Annotated in this window: 15 protein-coding genes and 1 pseudogene; 6 read left to right on the top strand and 10 right to left on the bottom strand. The window is 72.9% G+C overall.

What is annotated here, in order from left to right:
• Positions 1-38: 38 nt before the first annotated feature.
• The 7 genes from ABZ920_RS12730 to ABZ920_RS12700 form a co-directional block, all read right to left on the bottom strand.
• On the bottom strand, positions 39-2,222 hold the full coding sequence (locus ABZ920_RS12730) for a discoidin domain-containing protein (RefSeq protein ID WP_361502511.1): 2,184 nt from the start codon (positions 2,220-2,222) through the stop codon (positions 39-41).
• A gap of 57 nt (positions 2,223-2,279) precedes the next feature.
• Positions 2,280-3,869, bottom strand: a complete 1,590-nt coding sequence (locus ABZ920_RS12725) for a glycoside hydrolase family 13 protein (RefSeq protein ID WP_361502508.1) — start codon at positions 3,867-3,869, stop codon at positions 2,280-2,282.
• A 30-nt stretch (positions 3,870-3,899) separates the two neighbouring features.
• Positions 3,900-4,775: a carbohydrate ABC transporter permease gene (locus ABZ920_RS12720; protein ID WP_361502505.1), complete on the bottom strand. Its 876-nt coding sequence runs from the start codon at positions 4,773-4,775 to the stop codon at positions 3,900-3,902.
• On the bottom strand, positions 4,772-5,725 hold the full coding sequence (locus ABZ920_RS12715; protein WP_361502502.1) for a sugar ABC transporter permease: 954 nt from the start codon (positions 5,723-5,725) through the stop codon (positions 4,772-4,774). The genes ABZ920_RS12720 and ABZ920_RS12715 overlap by 4 nt, the downstream gene beginning before the upstream one ends.
• Before the next feature lie 6 nt (positions 5,726-5,731).
• Positions 5,732-7,078, bottom strand: coding sequence for an extracellular solute-binding protein (locus ABZ920_RS12710; RefSeq protein WP_361502499.1), 1,347 nt, complete (start codon positions 7,076-7,078; stop codon positions 5,732-5,734).
• Positions 7,079-7,200: 122 nt separating this feature from the next.
• The gene (locus ABZ920_RS12705) at positions 7,201-8,196 is read right to left on the bottom strand and encodes a LacI family DNA-binding transcriptional regulator (protein WP_361502496.1); all 996 of its coding nucleotides are present in this window, start codon (positions 8,194-8,196) and stop codon (positions 7,201-7,203) included.
• Between the two features lie 262 nt (positions 8,197-8,458).
• On the bottom strand, positions 8,459-9,130 hold the full coding sequence (locus tag ABZ920_RS12700) for a hypothetical protein (protein ID WP_361502493.1): 672 nt from the start codon (positions 9,128-9,130) through the stop codon (positions 8,459-8,461).
• A gap of 223 nt (positions 9,131-9,353) precedes the next feature.
• Here ABZ920_RS12700 and ABZ920_RS12695 point away from each other — a divergent pair, with 223 nt between their 5' ends.
• The 3 genes from ABZ920_RS12695 (at position 9,354) to ABZ920_RS12685 (ending at position 11,392) form a co-directional block, all read left to right on the top strand.
• Positions 9,354-10,013 carry a helix-turn-helix transcriptional regulator gene (locus ABZ920_RS12695; protein WP_361502490.1) on the top strand — a complete coding sequence of 220 codons (660 nt, stop codon included), beginning with the start codon at positions 9,354-9,356 and terminating at the stop codon, positions 10,011-10,013.
• A gap of 32 nt (positions 10,014-10,045) precedes the next feature.
• Positions 10,046-10,588: a toxin-antitoxin system, toxin component gene (locus ABZ920_RS12690; protein ID WP_361502700.1), complete on the top strand. Its 543-nt coding sequence runs from the start codon at positions 10,046-10,048 to the stop codon at positions 10,586-10,588.
• A gap of 567 nt (positions 10,589-11,155) precedes the next feature.
• Complete coding sequence (locus tag ABZ920_RS12685) at positions 11,156-11,392, top strand: hypothetical protein (RefSeq protein ID WP_361502487.1); 237 nt, start codon at positions 11,156-11,158, stop codon at positions 11,390-11,392.
• 25 nt (positions 11,393-11,417) lie between these two features.
• On the opposite strand, the gene ABZ920_RS12680 is transcribed toward ABZ920_RS12685, so the two are convergent.
• A complete protein-coding gene (locus tag ABZ920_RS12680; protein ID WP_361502484.1) occupies positions 11,418-12,098 on the bottom strand; it encodes a 4'-phosphopantetheinyl transferase superfamily protein in 681 nt (226 codons plus the stop codon).
• A gap of 877 nt (positions 12,099-12,975) precedes the next feature.
• Here ABZ920_RS12680 and ABZ920_RS12675 point away from each other — a divergent pair.
• Together ABZ920_RS12675 and ABZ920_RS12670 are read left to right on the top strand one after the other, a co-directional pair.
• Entirely contained in the window at positions 12,976-14,175 is a 1,200-nt protein-coding gene (locus tag ABZ920_RS12675; protein WP_361502481.1) for an ATP-grasp domain-containing protein, read from the top strand.
• A gap of 233 nt (positions 14,176-14,408) precedes the next feature.
• Positions 14,409-14,498 (top strand): annotated as a pseudogene (locus tag ABZ920_RS12670) (flavin reductase); the annotation flags it as partial.
• On the opposite strand, the gene ABZ920_RS12665 reads toward ABZ920_RS12670, so the two are convergent.
• The gene (locus ABZ920_RS12665) at positions 14,488-14,730 is read right to left on the bottom strand and encodes a hypothetical protein (RefSeq protein ID WP_361502478.1); all 243 of its coding nucleotides are present in this window, start codon (positions 14,728-14,730) and stop codon (positions 14,488-14,490) included. The pseudogene ABZ920_RS12670 and the gene ABZ920_RS12665 sit on opposite strands and share 11 nt — an antisense overlap.
• A 176-nt stretch (positions 14,731-14,906) precedes the next feature.
• On the opposite strand from ABZ920_RS12665, the gene ABZ920_RS12660 reads away from it, so the two are divergent.
• The gene (locus tag ABZ920_RS12660) at positions 14,907-15,425 is read left to right on the top strand and encodes a hypothetical protein (protein ID WP_361502475.1); all 519 of its coding nucleotides are present in this window, start codon (positions 14,907-14,909) and stop codon (positions 15,423-15,425) included.
• A 219-nt stretch (positions 15,426-15,644) separates the two neighbouring features.
• Here ABZ920_RS12660 and ABZ920_RS12655 read toward each other — a convergent pair whose 3' ends face one another.
• A complete protein-coding gene (locus tag ABZ920_RS12655; protein WP_361502472.1) occupies positions 15,645-16,562 on the bottom strand; it encodes a LysR family transcriptional regulator in 918 nt (305 codons plus the stop codon).
• Positions 16,563-16,574 lie beyond the last annotated feature (12 nt).

Raw genomic sequence — 16,574 nt, 5'->3', positions numbered from 1 at the left:
TGCCCGAATACCGCCGTACGGTCGCGCGCCCCGGGCGGTCACGAGGTCCGGTACACCTCGACCTCGCCGAACTGCGCGGCGGGCCAGCCGGTGTTGGCCGTGACCGTCAGCCGCAGGTGTCTCAGGGTCGTGCCGGCCGGCAGCGGGACGGTCACCGTGTTGCCGGTCGCCGGGTCGAAGCGGTGGTCCTTCGAGGCCACCACCGTCGTGTAGGCCGACCCGTCGGTGCTGCCCAGTACGGACAGGGTCTGGGTGCGGGCCTGCCAGACGGACGGAGGCGGCAGCTTCAGCACCAGGCGGCCGACGGCCTGTGCCGAGCCGAGGTCGACCGTCCAGGACTGCGGGAAGGCGTTGTTGGCGGACTCCCAGTAGCTGCCGGCGTCACCGTCGACCGCCCTGCCGGGCGTGTAGACGTCCTGGGAGCCGGTGGCGGTGGCCGGGCGGCCCAGGGCGAGGTTGCGGCCGGGGTCGGGGTCCGGGTTTCCCTGGCCGGGCTGCGGCCAGGCCGAGCAGTCCGACCAGGTGGTGCTCCAGCCGGAGTTGCCGCCGCCGTCGGTGACGGCGAAGGTGCCGGAGCCGGCCGGGTAGGGGCAGTTGTAGACGCCGGCGGCGCCGACGCCGGTGGCGGTCACATTGCGGAAGGTCGCGGCGCCCTGGGTCTCCGCCTGGACGACGACCGTGCCGGTGTTCCGCACGGTGGCGCCGTCCACGGTGACGTTGCGGACCGGGTAGCCGCGCCCGCCGCCGGAGACGAACTCGAAGGCGCTGTACGGGCTGTCGGTGATCGTCGTGTCGGTGACCCTGATGGTGGCGTCGGTCGCGCTGTCGTAGGAGTCGACGCGCAGGGCGCCCATGGGGTGGTTCCAGTTGGGGTTCATGGCGCCGGTCCGCACCAGCGTGTTGCCGTCGACCGTGATGGTGCCGGCCAGCGGGTGGAAGGGGTCCAGGAACTTCTGGTTGGAGACGGCGATGCCGCTGCCGAGGGCGTTGGTGTCCGACACCAGGTTGTTGCGCACCGTGATGTCCCTGCCGCCGTAGATCGCGATGCCGTTCGCCAGGTTGGGCTGGGAGACGGTGTTGTTCTCGAAACTGCTGTCGGTGTCCGGCGCGTACAGCGACCACATGGCGAGCGCGTCGTCGCCCTGGTTGCGCAGGAAGTTGTTGCGCACCTTCACGCCCCTGGCGTTGCCGTTGAGGTTGAGGCCGTCGGCGGTGGTGTCGAGGACGCGGTTGTCCTCCACGACCAGGTTGTCGTTGTTGCCCGTGAGCCACAGGCCGACCTTGAGGTGCTGGAGCCACATCCCGGAGACGGAGGAGTCCGGGCCGAGGGAGCCGTTGACGAAGTTGTCGGGGTGGGAGTCGACGCGCTCGGTGACCTCGCCGATGACGGCGAAGTCCTTGATGTGGACGCCTCCGGAGGAGCTGGACTGGTCGATGAACCGGGAGGTGTGCACCACCGAGTGCCAGGCGCCCGCGCCCTGGAGGGTGACGTTCTGCACGCCGCCGAGGGAGGAGGTCAGCCGGTAGTCGCCGGGCGGGATCCACACCACGCCGCCCTGGGCGGCGGCGATGGCGTCCCGGAAGGCCTGGGTGGAGTCGCCCTGTCCGCCGGGGTCGGCGCCCCTGGAGGTGACGGAGACCGAGCCGGCGGGCTGGGAGGCGGCCGCGGCGACCTGTTCGAAGTCGGCCACGTCGACGGTGACATGGACGTCGGTGGCCTGGAGGGCGATCCTGTCGCCGGCCTGGACGTCCCGGCCGAGCAGCAGGCGGGCGTTGTCGAAGAAGTGGTGGGTCCTGGAGCCGGTGATCCAGCCGGTGTCGACGTAGGAGTACTTGGCGGTGACGGGGATCGTCCGGGCGAGCCTGGTGCCGTTGACGTACACGTCGAGCGAGCCGGACTGCCCGTCGGGGACGCTGTAGGCGACGTTCAGGGCGTTGGCGGCCCGCGGCACGGTGAACTCGACGCGCTGCCCGGAGGTGAGCCGGACGGCCTGGCGCCCGGAGGCCTCCGAGGCGAGGGTGCCCTGGGTGTGGTCGGGGCCGATCCTCGTCCCGGTGGTGGTGGCGGACTCGGCCTCCACGGAGGTGAACGGGAGGGTCGCGCCGGCGGCCGCGTGGGCGGTGGGGGCGCCGAGGCCGACGAGCGTGCCGGCGGCCAGGGCGACGGCCGCCCCGACCGATGACATGTGCCTGACATATCTGAGGTGCGTGGTGCCCTGCATGTGCCGATCCCTTCGTACGGGGGTGGTGGGACAGCGGGGTGGTGCCGGGCGGCCGGGTCAGGTGCGCAGCCAGACCGCCGTGTCCTGCGGGAGACGGCCGTGGTCGTCCAGCGGGCCGCTCGCGAGGAGCAGGTGCGTGTGCCCGGGCAGCGTGGCGGGCGCCGGAGCGAGGTTCACCACGCAGGCCGCGCCGTCGGCGCGGGCGAAGGCGAGGACGCCCTCGGGGGCGGGCAGCCAGGTGAGGGGGCCGCTGCCGAAGAGCGGGCGGAGACGGATGGCCTCCCGGTAGAGGGTGAGCATGGAGGACGGGTCCGCCTGCTGCCGGTCGGCCGCGTACGATCCCCAGCCGTCCGGCTGCGGCAGCCAGGGCTCCTCCCGGCTGCCGAACCCGGCGTGCGGTGCCCCGGCCTCCCAGGGCAGCGGCACCCGGCAGCCGTCCCGGCCGGGGTCGGTGCCCGCCGAGCGGAAGTACATCGGATCCTGGATGCGGTCGGGAGGGATGTCCGCCTCGGGCAGGCCGAGCTCCTCGCCCTGGTAGACGTAGGCCGCGCCGGGCAGGGCCAGGGACAGCAGCGCGGCCGCCCGGGCCCGCCGGGTGCCCAGTGCGAGGTCGGTGGGGGTGCCGAAGGCCTTCGTGGCGAAGTCGAAGCGGGTGTCCGCGCGCCCGTAGCGGGTGACCGTGCGGGTGACGTCGTGGTTGCACAGCACCCAGGTCGCGGGAGCGCCCACGGGGGCGTGCTCGGCGAGCGTCTCGTCGATGGAGGCGCGCAGCCGCCGGGCGTCCCAGGGGCAGGTCAGGAAGGAGAAGTTGAAGGCGGTGTGCAGTTCGTCGGGGCGCAGGTACCGGGCGAGGCGCTCGGAGTCGGGGAGCCAGACCTCGCCGACGAAGACCGCGCCGTACGCGTCGGCGATCCGGCGCCAGGAGCGGTAGACGTCGTGCAGTTCGTCCCGGTCGACGTAGGGGTGCGGGTCGCGGCCCTCCACGAAGTCGGGCAGCCGGGGGTCCTTGACGAGCAGGGCCGCCGAGTCGATGCGGACGCCCGCGACACCCCGCTCGAACCAGAAGCGCAGCACGTCCTCGTGCTCCCTGCGGACCGCCGGGTGGGCCCAGTTGAGGTCGGGCTGCTCGGGCGCGAACAGGTGCAGGTACCAGTCGCCGTCGGGCAGGCGCGTCCAGGCCGGCCCGCCGAACTGTGAGCGCCAGCCGTTGGGCGGCAGTTCGCCGTGCGCGCCGCGGCCCGGACGGAAGTGGAACAGCTCGCGCTCGGGCCCGCCGGCCAGGGCGGCCCGGAACCAGGGGTGCTGGTCGGACACGTGGTTGGGCACGATGTCGACGAGGGTGCGGATGCCCAGTTCGCGTGCTTCGGCGATGAGTTTCTCCGCCTCGGCCAGCGTGCCGAAGGCCGGGTCGACGGCACGGTAGTCCGCGACGTCGTAGCCTCCGTCCTTCATCGGCGAGGGGTACCAGGGGGTGAACCACAGAGCGTCCACGCCGAGTCCGGCGAGGTAGGGCAGCCGGGCGCGGACGCCCGCGAGGTCGCCGGTGCCGTCGCCGTCGCCGTCGGCGAAGCTGCGGACGTAGACCTGGTAGATGACGGCGGAGCGCCACCAGTCGTCCCGGTCCGGGGTGGAGGTGGGCAGTCCCACGGTGTGCCTTCCTTCTTCGGGGGCGGCGTCTCAGCCCTTGGTGCTGCCCGCGCCGATCCCGGCGACGATGTGCCGCTGGAAGACGAGGAACAGCGCGACCATGGGGATGCTGGCGATCACCATCGCGGCGAGGAGCACGGTCAGCTGGATGTTCTGCGACAGTTGCACGAGTGCCACGCTGATCGGCTGCTTGTCGGTGTCGGAGAAGACCATCAGCGGCCACAGGAAGTCCTGCCACACGGCGACCAGCGCGAAGATCGACACCACGCCGAGCACGGGACGGGACATGGGCAGCACCACCGACCACAGGACACGCAGCGGCCCGGCGCCGTCGATCTGGGCCGCCTCCAGCACCTCGCGCGGGATCCGGTCGAAGAACCGTTTGAGCAGGTAGAGGTTGAAGCCGTTGGCGACGGCCGGCAGCCAGACGGCGAGCGGGTCGTTGAGCAGGCTGGTGTGGATCAGGGGCAGATCGGCGACCGTCAGGTACTTGGGCACGACGAGGGCCTGCGCCGGCACCATCAGGGTGGCCAGGATCCCGCCGAGCAGCACCTTGCCGAAGGCCGGCCGCAGCCTGGACAGCGCGTAGGCGGCCGCCGTGCAGAACAGCAGCTGGAAGAACCAGGCGCCGGCCGCCTGCACCACGGTGTTCCACAGGTGCCGCGGCAGCTGCATGAGGTCCCAGGCGTCCGCGTAGGCGTCCGGGCGCCACCGCTCCGGCACCAGGGTGGGCGGCGTCCGGGCCACCTCGTCCGGCGACTTGGCCGCGCCGGTCACCATCCAGTAGACGGGGAAGAGGAAGGCCAGCGCGAACAGCAGGACGGCGCCCGTGAAGACGGTCCAGTAGACGGCCCTGCCGCGCGGGCGGGCGAGCGCCGCCGGGGACAGGAGCGTGCGGGTGCTCATGCGTCCTCCTCGGACCGGGTGAGCCGCAGGTAGCCGGCGGAGAAGACGCCGAGCAGCACGAGCAGCATCACGCTCAGGGCGCAGGCGCCGCCGAAGTCGTTGTAGAGGAACGCGTACTTGTAGATGAGGTAGAGGACGGTGACGGTGGCGTTCTCCGGGCCGCCGCCGGTGATGACGAACGGCTCGGTGAAGACCTGCATGGTCGCGATGATCTGCAGGAGCATCAGCATCAGGATCACGAACCGGGTCTGCGGCACGGTGACGTGCCGGATCCGCTGCAGCAGACCCGCGCCGTCCAGCTCGGCCGCCTCGTAGAGCTCGCCGGGGATGGACTGCAGGGCGGCCAGGTAGATCAGCACGGTGCCGCCCATGGACGCCCACGTGGCGACGATCACCAGGGAGACCAGGGCGGTGTCGGCGCCGTTGGTCCAGTCGGAGGTGGGCAGGTGCAGTGCCCGCAGCGCCTCGTTGGCGAGGCCGGCGCCGGGGTCGTAGAACCACTTCCACAGCAGGGCGCCGACCACGGGCGGAATCATCACCGGCAGGTAGACCACGACCCGGAAGAACGCCCTGGCGTGCCGGAGTTCGTTGAGGACGAGGGCGAACACGAAGGGGACGGCGAAGCCGATCAGCAGGGCCAGCAGCGTGAAGGTGAGCGTGTTGCGCCAGGCGGCGCCGAACTCGGGGTCGTGCCACACGTGCGTGAAGTTGGCGGTGCCGGCCCACTCGGGCGGCGCGCCGGGCGTGTACTTCTGGAAGGCGATCACGACCGCGCGGATCGCCGGGTACCAGGAGAAGAGGGCGAAACAGACGAGGCCGCCGAGCAGGAAGGCGTAGGCGCGGACCTGGTCGGCCAGGCGGCGCCGTTCCCGGCCCCCGGCCGGGGGCGGCGCCTGCGCCGGGCGGGGGGCGGCCCTTTCGACGGGCCGCCGCTCAGCCGTCTTGGTCATCGGCCCTCAGCTCCGGGCCAGGATGCCGTCGATCTTGCGGGAGGCGTCCTTCAGCAGCCGGTCGATGTCGGCGTCCTCCTTGGTGAGGACGGCGGAGACCACGCCGTCCAGGACGGAGTAGAGCTGCTGGGCGTCGGGCGGCTCGATCTTCATCTCGAGTTGCTGGTTGCCGTCGAGGAAGGCCTGGTAGTTCCCGACGGGCACGTTGGCGTTGGCCTTCTTGACCTGCTGGTCCCGGGCGTCGGCGGCGCCGGTGAACAGCCGTGGTTCGGGCAGGCCGACCGGGGCGTCGTGCTTCTTCGCGCGGGCGTAGTCGCCGAGGAAGCCCTTGCCGGGGGTGAGGAACATGTGGTCCAGCCACTTCAGGCCGGCCCGGATCTGGGCGGGCGTGGCCCGCCGGTGGAACATGTAGCCGTCGCCGCCGACGAGGGTGGCCCGGCCGCCGGGCATGGGGGCGAGGGCGAGGTCCTCGTAGTTGCCGCCCTTCTCCTTCACCAGGATCGGGATGTTGTCCGGGGCCGCCAGGTACATCCCCAGCTTGCCGGCGCCCATCATCTGCTGGACGTCGTTGATGACGAGCAGCTGCCTGCTGCCCATGGAGCGGTCCGTCCAGCGCATGTCGTGCAGGTTGCGCAGGACGGCACGGCCCTCGGGAGTGTCGACGGCGGCCTTCTTCCCGTCGGGGCCGACGACGTCGCCGCCCTGCGCGTACAGCTCGGCGGTGAAGTGCCAGCCGCCCTGGTTCTGGGCGCTGTAGTCGGCGTAGCCGACGGTTCCGTCACCGAGGGCGGCGATCCGCCTGGCGTCCGCGCGGACCTCCTCCCAGGTCGTCGGCGGCTTGTCCGGGTCGAGGCCGGCCCGCTCGAAGAGCCTGCGGTTGTAGACCAGCCCCATGGAGTAGCCGGTGCGCGGTATGCCGTAGACCTTCCCGTCGACGGTGTAGATGTCGCGCAGCTGCTTCTGCAGGGTGCCGTAACTGCGCAACTCCCTGACGTACGGGGTGATGTCGGCGGCCTGCCCGGTGTCGACGACGTGCCGGACGTCGGTGAAGTAGGTGTAGAAGACGTCCTCCATCTGGCCGCCGGCGAGCTTGGCGTCGAACGTCTTGGGGTCCTGGCAGGGGAACGCGTCGTGGGCGACGACGTCGATGTCCGGATGCTGCTTCTCGAAGGAGGCGACGTCCTCCTCGAAGAACTGCCGGTCGGTCCTGGCGCTCTTGGGCGGCTCGCAGTTGACCGTGATGCGCGTCCTGCCGTTCGCGGAGTCGTCGCCGGACCCGCAGGACGTCAGGGCGAGGGCGAGGGAGCAGACGCCGATCGCGGGGAAGGTACGGCGGAACCCGGTGCTTCTCATCGGTGGACCCCTCTGGGCAGGAGCAGTGGGCGCCGCACACTCAAGCACCGGCACCAGAGGTCCGCAAGATGTCGCGCGGGTTCTGTAAATAATCGACAGCGGTACGGATCTTCCCGATGCCCTCACCGCGGGGCTTGCGCGGTGGAGCCGCGCACCACCAGCTCCGGCTCGAACAGCAGCTCCTCGGCGGGTACGGCGGTGCCCGCGATGCGGGCGTTGAGCAGCTCCACCGCGGCGCGGCCCATGGCCTCGATGGGCTGGCGGACGGTCGTCAGCGGGGGCTCGGTGCAGTTCATGAACGCGGAGTCGTCGTAGCCGACGACCGACACCTGCGTGGGGACGTCGCGGCCCTTGCGGCGCGCCGCCCTGATCGCGCCCAGCGCGAGCGGGTCGCTGGCGCAGACGATGCCGGTGACCCCGCGGTCGATCAGCCGGGAGGCCGCCGCGTGTCCGCCCTCGATGGAGAAGATGGCCCGCGCGACGAACTCCTCCGGCAGATCGCCGGCGACGGCCCGCGCCGCGGCCAGCTTGCGCGCCGACGGGACGTGGTCGCCGGGACCGAGGACGAGCCCGATCCGCTCGTGCCCGAGCGAGGCCAGGTGGCGCCAGGCCTGTTCGACCGCCACGGCGTCGTCGCAGGACACCGCCGGGAAGCCGAGGTCCTCGATGGCCGCGTTGACCAGCACCACGGGGATGTTGCGCTCGGCGAGGAGCCGGTAGTGGTCGTGCGGCGCGTCCGCCTGCGCGTACAGGCCGCCGGCGAAGACGACCCCGGACACCTGCTGCTGCAGCAGGAGCGTGACGTAGTCCGCCTCGGAGACCCCGCCCTTGGTCTGCGTGCACAGCACGGGGGTGAGCCCGAGCTGGGCCAGCGCCCCGCCGATCACCTCGGCGAAGGCCGGGAAGATGGGGTTCTGCAGCTCGGGCAGGACCAGGCCGACGAGCCGGGCGCGCTCGCCGCGCAGCTGGGTGGGCCGCTCGTAGCCGAGCACGTCCAGCGCCGACAGGACCGACTGCCGGGTGGCTTCGGACACTCCGGGCTTGCCGTTGAGCACCCGGCTGACGGTGGCCTCACTGACCCCCACCTTCTGCGCCACTTGAGCAAGTCGTCGCGTCATGGCCGCAAGAGTAGCGCAAGTAACGCAAGCCGTTTGCGTAATCCTTGCGCTGCTGCCGATGCGGACGGGCGGCGTCGGAACGACCGCTTGCACCGGCCGCCGCGTGCGCCGGCGGGCGCCGGGAACCGGCCGCGGCCGCCGTCACGTCGGAGGACACCGCGGCGCACGCCGTACGCGGTGCGCGGTGCATCGGTGAGGGCGGGAGGGGGCGGCCGGGGGCCGATCCGGCGCCGTCGGCGACCTGAACGCCGACGGTGCCGGATCAGGCTTCGGGGGCCGGTACGACGCTGAGGTGGCTCGCCGGGCGGCGCAGGCGCTGCGGACCGCGCGCTGCCGGGGCGGGCCGGCGGGTGTCGCGCAGGATCAGGGTGAGCCGGGTGCAGCCCATCTCCCGCAGCGTCGCCGAGGTCTCGTCGACGATGCGGCACTCGGTGGCGCCCCAGCGCGGATCGGGGTGCAGCACCGGGCGGACCGCGCCGTCGGGTTCGACGGCGGCCTCGCCGACCGCGCGGATCCAGTGCGGCAGGCCCTGGCGCAGGACGGCCTCCATGATGGGGTCCTGGGCGATGTCCCGGCGGATGGCCTGCAGTTCGTGGTCGTGGCCGAAGCGCTCCAGGGCGGCGGCGAACTGGGCCAGCATCGGCAGGCACCAGCGCGACTCGTGCTCACCGAGGACGGTGCCCGCCTCCGGGTGGAACAGGACGAACCGGAGGAAGTTCTCGTCCGGCATGGCGGTGGGATGCGGGCCGACGGCGCCGAAGAGCGACGCGTACGCGCTGTTCGCCAGGAGCACGTCCCAGCGGTGGTCCACGACGAGCGAGGGGAAGGGCACGGCCTCCACGAGCGTGGCGTAGTCCCGCAGATAGGTCTGCGCCTCGGGGCTGACGGGTACGAGCCGCGGCGCCGACCGCTGCCCTCCTGCCTGAAATGCCATCGGGAGGTCACCCCTCTTGCCTATGCGGCCTTCACGCGGCGCCCTGATCCTGCTGCCCGACGCTTGTCATGTCAACTATCGTGGCATTCTCCGTGCCTTGACGGCTGAAATTGGCCACAGTTGTGGCGAGACCTGGTCGTCAGTTCGGCGCACCGGCTACTCTCCGGGAAGTTCACGGCAACCATGGGCGAGAAGCCTGTGAGAATACGTAGGAGATCTGTCGGTGACGGATGGCATCGAGGATCCGGGCACGACGCCGTCGCCGGCTGTGCTGTCGGCCGTCGTCGCACGCGTCACCGCACTCGCCGACCGGCTCGGCGTGCCACACGCGGAGGTCTTCGACGTCGGCCGGCTGTCCGTGGCCTGCGGGGTGCCGGAGCCCGTGGTCAAGGACCTGCTGAGCGGCCGGCCCGCCGGCGAGCCGGACGTGCAGGCCCGCTTCCTGCAGCGGCTGGACCTGCTGCGGCGCACCCGGCTCAAGCCCAACGGGCGGCGCTACACCCAGCAGGAGATCGCCGACGGCGCCGGCATGTCGCGCCAGCAGGCCGGCGCCCTCATCAACGGCGACCGGCGCCCCACCATGGAGCACTGCGACGCCATCCAGCGCTTCTTCCGGGTGCACGCCGGCTTCCTGACGGCCGAGGACCCCGAGGCGCTCGCCGGCACCCTGCAACGCACCGAACAGGAACTCCTGCAGCGGCTCGCCGACCGCGAACGCAGAGCGGCCGAGGCCGCCGAGGACCCGCTGGAGAGACTGCTGCAGGACCACGGCGTCCGTGGCATCGCCTGGCGGGCCGCGCAGCTGCCCACCGACCAGCACCGCGACAAGGTCGCCGAGTGGCTGGACATGCTCCTGGAGAGCGTCAAGCGGCCCGAGTCGTGATGCTGGGGAGAGCTGTGGGCATCGACAAGGAGATGCGCCGCCTGTGCGGCGAGCTCGTCACCGAACTGACCCTGCGGGCACCGGCGGCGCCCGCCGACCTGTACACCGCCCTGTGCGACGCGATGAGCAGGCGGCGCGGCCGGCCCGTCCGCTTCCGTACGGCGGCCTTCCCGCCCGGGACGGCCAGCGGGCTGTGGCTCGACATGACCGATCAGGACCTCGTCCTCGTCGAGGAACGCACCGCCCCGGACCACCAGTTGGTGATCCTCGGGCACGAGCTGTGGCACATGAAGGCCGGTCACGGCAGCCACCACGTCGACGGTGTCGCCGTCGCCGCCCGGCTGATCGGCCCCGGCGCCGATCTGCAGGAGGCCGTCCGGCACGCGGCGGCCCGCACCCACTTCGACGTCGCCGAGGAGGAGGAAGCCGAGACCTTCGGCCTCCTGCTCGCCAGCAAGTGCCGCCCCTGGCTGGCCGGTTCGTCGTTACGGGGTCCGGTGCAGCGTGACCACCTGGCGGGCCGCATCGAGGCGTCGCTGGGCTACCTCGGCCGCCGGGCCGAGGGCGACTCCTAGGTCCTGTCCGCACAGTCCCGTCGTCCGCCCGGCGGGCGGGCCCTGCGGCGTCCGGTGCGTGCTCTCGGCGTGCCGGGCGGAGACCCTCGTATACGGGATGTACTCCGGACTTCGCCCGGTGCGGCGAGCGGGGGGTACCCCCTGCTCGAGCGAAGCCGAGAGCTCGGGGCAGCGTGCCAGGCGTCGCGGGGCAGGCGGGACTTTGCGGGCACGGCCCAGGGACACGGCTGCGGATCGCCGTCCGCCGGTCGGGCCGGCCGGGGCCCGGCCGGCCCGACCGGTTCCACGCGGCGGTGGCACGGCGGGGACCGGGCGGATGCCGGCGACGGTGCGCGGCGCGCGTTGCGTCGTACGGGTGGCCGCCGGGGCCCTGCCTGCCTGGTCCGCCTGCGCCGAGCGGGCGAACCGGCCTGCGGCGCGGGGGCATTGTCAGTGGCGGACGGCACGATGGAGGAGCGCCGCCGCCGTGCGGCGGGTGCCCTCCCGCCCGGGCGGACCACCGGGCAGCACCCGCACCGTCCTGGCTGCCGGCGCGCGACCGTGTGACGCCGACCGGGGAGACCGACCATGCCGACCGCCGTACTGACCGACCGCGAACGCACCGCCGTCCAGGCCTATCTGCGGCTGCTGCACACGGTCCGCGCCGCGTTCGACGGCCCGGCCGGGTTCCGGGAGGGCGGCGGGCCGCCCGTCGTCCCGCCCACCGTGCTGGCCGAGGCGGAGCAGGCGCTCGCCCGGGCCGGCCTGGCGGGCAACGAGGAGGCGTTCTTCCGGCTGCTGCACACCTGGTGCCCACGGCCCTGAACCGCCGCGCGTGACGCGCCGGGGGTCAGACGTGCGGGACCGCGACCGCGGTGGCGACCAGCCCCTGCCGCACGGTCCACCGCCCCTCGAAGGACGTGAGCCGCCGGCCGCCCAGCAGCGGTCCCGGGAGGAGCAGACGGGCACGGAACCGGCCCCACGGGTGCGGGCCGGATTCCTGGTCCACCTCGATGTCGGCCTCCAGGAAGTCCAGCCATCGGCCGGTCAGGGGGAACCACGCCTTGTAGACGGACTCCTTCGCACTGAACAGCAGCCGGTCCCAGTGGATGTCGGGCCGGCGCGCCGCGAGCTGCGCCAGCCGCCGCTGCTCGGCGGTGAGGGAGACGGAGGGCAGCACACCGTCCGGGAGCGGGCCGTGGGGTTCGGCGTCGATGCCGAGGGAGGCCAGGTCGGCGGTGCGGACCAGCGCGGCGGCACGGTAGCCGTCGCAGTGGGTCATGCTGCCGGCCAGGCCCTCGGGCCAGCGCGGGGCGCCACGCTCGCCGGTCAGGACGGGCTGCGGGGGCACGCCCAGCTTCTCCATGGCGCGCCGGGCGCAGGCCCGCACGGCGGCGAACTCACGGCGGCGCTTGTCGACCGCCTTCGCCACGAGCGCCAGCTCCTCGGGGTGCAGCGCCTCGTGGCCGCTCTCGTCGTCGCCGTAGGACTCCACGGCCACCACCGTCTCGGGCAGCAGCTCCTCGATCACCGGGTCCGACCTCCATCGGCAGTGTGCGGCACGGCCGTCCCGGCGGTTCCGCGCGCTCGCGCCGCCGGTCGTGGCCTCTCACGGGACACCTTCTCGCAGCGGACGCCTCCGGCCCGGGTGCGTCGCGGAACGGGGAGGCGCCCGTGGACCTTGCCCGCCACGAACCCCCGGGGCCGGCCGACGCCGGAGCGGGGTGCCGGCGGCCCGACCCGGGCGCACTCCACCGGATGACCGGCCCGCGCGCCGCGGAGGGCCGGCAACTGTCCGGTACCGCCCGCCATGACCGTCACCGTCGCCGCCCTCCACATCTCCGCGAACGCTGGTCGCTCCGCGCACACTGACGACAACACACGAGGTGGCGCGCGGACAAGGGTGATCCGCACGAACGGCCGGCCGGCTGGCCGGAACCTGTCGGCCCCGGGCCGGGGCGGCGGGGGTACGGGGGCCTGTCCGTCGGCGTCAGAGGTTCGGGCCCCGCCACCGGTGGAGCGCGGAGCAACGCGGCGGCACAGGTGCGGAACCCGCCACCGGGAAGGCGGCGGAGCTCCCCGGTGCCACAGGTGCCGGACCCCTCACCGACAGGGCGGCGGAGCACCCCCGCGGCACGGATGCGCAGTCCGCCGGAACAAGGCGGGCCGCACCCGGCGGCGGCCGGCCGGCCGGCCCCGTCGTGCGGGAGGCCGGCCGGGACCGTGGCCGGCGAGGTAGGCCGATCCGTAACACCCGCGTTGCGCGCCACGGTCCGCGGAAGCCGTATGATCCCCCCGACACCACCGCCTGAACTCCCCCTTCCGCAGGGCGGTTTGGTGTTCCTCCCCTCCCCCTGGCCGGGCACGGCCTGCTCCGCCCTGCCCGCGCTCCGTGAAAGGCGGCCTGCATGGTCTCTCGCGTACGCGTCTGGCTCAACCGCACGTACGCGGAGAACGTGTTCTTCATGGATCAGCTGCGGAGAAACCCCGACGACCGGGCCGTGGAGATCCACGCGACGCACGGCGACCCCGACTCGCCGGTGCTGGCCACCGCCGACGTCGCCGAACTCGAGCCGGAGGGCCTGTCCCCGGCGGCCTACGCCGAGTACGCGCTGGACCGCTGCCGGCGGTACGGCATCGACGTGTTCGTGCCCCGGCTGCACCAGGCCGCGATCGTGGCGCACCGCGCCGACTTCGCGGCGGCCGGCACCGCGCTGCTCGCCCCGACGCCCCAGGCCGTGGCCGTGTTCGAGGACAAGGCGACCGCGTACGCGGCCGTGCGGTCGATCGGCGTCCCCGTGCCGCCGTGGTGGCGTGTCCGCACCGCGGAGGAACTCCTCGCCGCCGTCGAGGAGCTGGAGTCGGCCGGACACCGGGCGTGCTTCAAGCCCGCCTCCGGCGCGGGCGGCGCGGGCTTCCGCGTCATCACCCGCGCGCCCTTCTCCCTGTCGCACCTGACCGGCTTCCCCAGCGCCCACGCGCCGCTCGACCTGGTGCTGCGGGCCGTGGAGGAGGCGGACGAGCCGGTCGACTGGCTGGTGATGCCGCGGCTGGAGCAGCCCGAGGTGTCCGTGGACTGCCTCACCGGCCCGGACAACCGGATCCGCATGGCCGTGGGCCGCACGAAGAACGGGCGCCGCCGGGGCTTCACCCTGCGCGAGCAGTGGCTGGAGCCGGCCCGGCGGATCGCGGAGGGCTTCGGACTGCACCACCTGTCCAACATCCAGTTCCGGATGTACGGCGGGCAGCCGGTGCTGCTGGACGTCAACACCCGGCCGGCGGGCGGGCTGCACCAGCTGTCCCTGTGCGGCGTCAACGCCCCCTGGGCGGCGGTCCGGCTGGCGCTGGGCGACGACCCGGGCGAGGTCGTGCCGCCGTTCCTCGGCCAGGACTACACGGTGGTGTCGGGGCTGCGTCCGGTGCGTCCCGTGACGCTGCCGCAGCAGCGGACGGAGCAGCCGGAGCCGCTGCTGCCGGCGGTACCCGCGCCCGCCTCCGCGTCGGCGTCCGAGTCGGTGTCCCAGCCGGCGTCCGAGTCAGCGGCGGCGGCCCCGTCCGGGCGCGCCCCGGCCGGCGCCCTCGGATCCACCGAGGCGCTGCCCCTCTAGGGTGTCGCTCCGCCGGGTGGCGCGGCCCGGCCGTGCCGCCCGACGAACCGGCCGTCGCCCACCGGGCCGCATCCCACCTCGCCGCCGTCCTCGTCCAGGCCCGACGACGACCGGGAACAGAATCGGTCTAGTACTCCAGCAGCACTTTGATGTCTGGCCTGCGGGTTTCGCTGGGTCGGCTGGAGTGCAGCGGGCTGCGGAGCAGTCAGGGGGCGGTCTTGGGCGGGCCGCCCGTCGTCGGCACGGTCGAGGCCCTGGGCGCCGAGGGCGACGCCGCGCCGCTCCTGTTCCACCGCGGACGCTTCGGCCGCCTCAGTCCCTGACGGGCTCCTCGCGGGGCTGGTTGTCGGGCTCCAGAATGTACAGGTCCCAGGCGTCGGGGTCGCCGACGAGCACGTACAGCTTCGGGTGCTCGGGGGTCCCGAACACCTCCCAGGGGCCCAGGCTCCCATCGCAGGCGTCGACGGAGACCCCCACCTTCTGGGACCACGACCCGTCGCCCGGGTGGTGGACCCAAGCGCCCACCGCCCCGGCCGCCACTCCGATCAATCCCATGACGAACAGGCAGCCGACCCAGCGAATACGCCACCACCCTGGGCCGGGCCCTGGTCGACCGCGAGCTCTCCCCGCCCAAGACCTGGACCGAGGACCGCGAACGCTGCCGCGCGGCCAAAGTCCCCAGCGAGCGGTCCGCCTGCCTTGATGTCGTGCCCAGCTTCTATGCTCCTGCGATGACGTCTTACGAAGGAACGCATCGGACCGTTCTCGTCCGGGTGGGTAGCCGCCGTGCCCAAATCGACGAACAGCTCGCACTCACGATCCAGACGATCTGGGAGTGCGGCCTCGACACGTTCACCTGCTGCCAGGACCTGGCAGAGAGCAACGCGGACTGGCCGGAGAAGCTGCCGCACATGACGGAGTGGGTGGAGTCCCACCGCGGCTGGATGCTCATCGACTTCCCGGTCGACAGCGGCCTCGCCTTCCTCTCGGCCGTGGCGAATGCCGGCCCTCGAGACGCCTTCTACGTGCGGATGACTCACTGGGCCGCCCCGGACGCCTGGGAAGTGAAGATCAAACCGATGGACGCGGCGATGTTCCAGGAGAACCAGCCATCGAACTTCGGCCTGCGCCTCCTCCAGGTGAGCTTCCCTGCCTACGATCTGCCCGAACTGACCCGACGTCTCCGCGAACACGCCGCAGGCCGTACGGTGCCGCCCGCCCCCGCCGACTGGAGCACCGTCGGCCGCTAGCTTCTGGGCCGGGCCGGGTCTGCATGGCAAGCTCCGGCTCAGCACCTACATGGCCAGACGGGCCAACTACAGCGTTCAGTCACAGCTGGGTGGCCGCTTGCCGTTGGTAGTGAGACTTGCGTGCGCGGGCCTGGTGGGTCGGCGGCGCCAGTGCGACGAGCGGAGTCGGTGCGCGAGGTCGTTGGCCGCAGGTCAGAGAGCGAAAATCCTGCTGGAGTACTAGGAGTGGCGGGGCTCGGGGAGGACGTCGCGCAGTCGGTCGAGGAGCACCCGGGCCGCGGGGCTCGAAGGGCCGCCGGCCTGCCAGGCGAGCGCGACGCGGGCCCGCATCTCGGGCCGGACGATCCGCAGGGTGCGAAGGTGTCCGCCGAGGGGGGACTCGTCCTCGCCGGCGGGTAGCACGGCGATGCCCAGGCCCCGCGCGGCAAGCTGGGACAGCACGTGCGGGGCTGCCGCCTCAAAGGCCACCCGGGGCCGGAATCCTGCCTCCGCACAGCCGCGTTCGAGCGCCGCGCGCACCCCGGTGCCGCGAGGAAGGCAGATCAGCGGCCGATCGCGCAGCTCGGCCAGTGGGACGCTCGTACCCTCGACGCGGCCGAGATCCGGATCGTCGGGCGCGGCAGCGGCAACCAGCGGGACATCGATCACCGTCTGAGAGGCCGTTCCGGGCGGGGGCGCCTCCTGCGCCGTTCCCAGGACGGCGATGTCGAGTTCGCCGGCCAGGAGTGCTTCCTGCATCCGCTCCGTGGTGTCCTCGGTGAGGGTCACCTCCACCGAGGGGTGGTCGTCGTGGAAGTCCGCGAGGAAGGCGGCGATGTCGAAGGCGTGGCCGGTGGCGCCGGAGACCAGTCCGAGCGTGATCCGGCCGCGCAGCAACCCCGTGTACGCGTCGACCGTCTGCCGCACCGACTCCGCCGCGGCCAGTGCGGCCCGGGCGTACGGCAGGACGGCCCGGCCCACCTCGGTCGGCGTCACCGACCGGGCGGAGCGGTCGAGCAGGGGCTGCCCCAGTTCCTTCTCCAGCTGGCGGATCTGGGCGCTGAGGCCGGGCTGCGCCAGATGCAGCCGGGCGGCGGCTCTGGTGAAACCGCCCTCCTCGACGACACACACGAAGTAGCGCAGCTGGCGAAGTTCCATAAGCAGCCATTC

Source organism: Streptomyces sp. NPDC046831 (assembly GCF_040645305.1).
Classification (GTDB): domain Bacteria; phylum Actinomycetota; class Actinomycetes; order Streptomycetales; family Streptomycetaceae; genus Streptomyces.
Note: the sequence above shows the minus strand (reverse complement) of the source record. Positions and strands in the feature narration are given on the sequence as shown.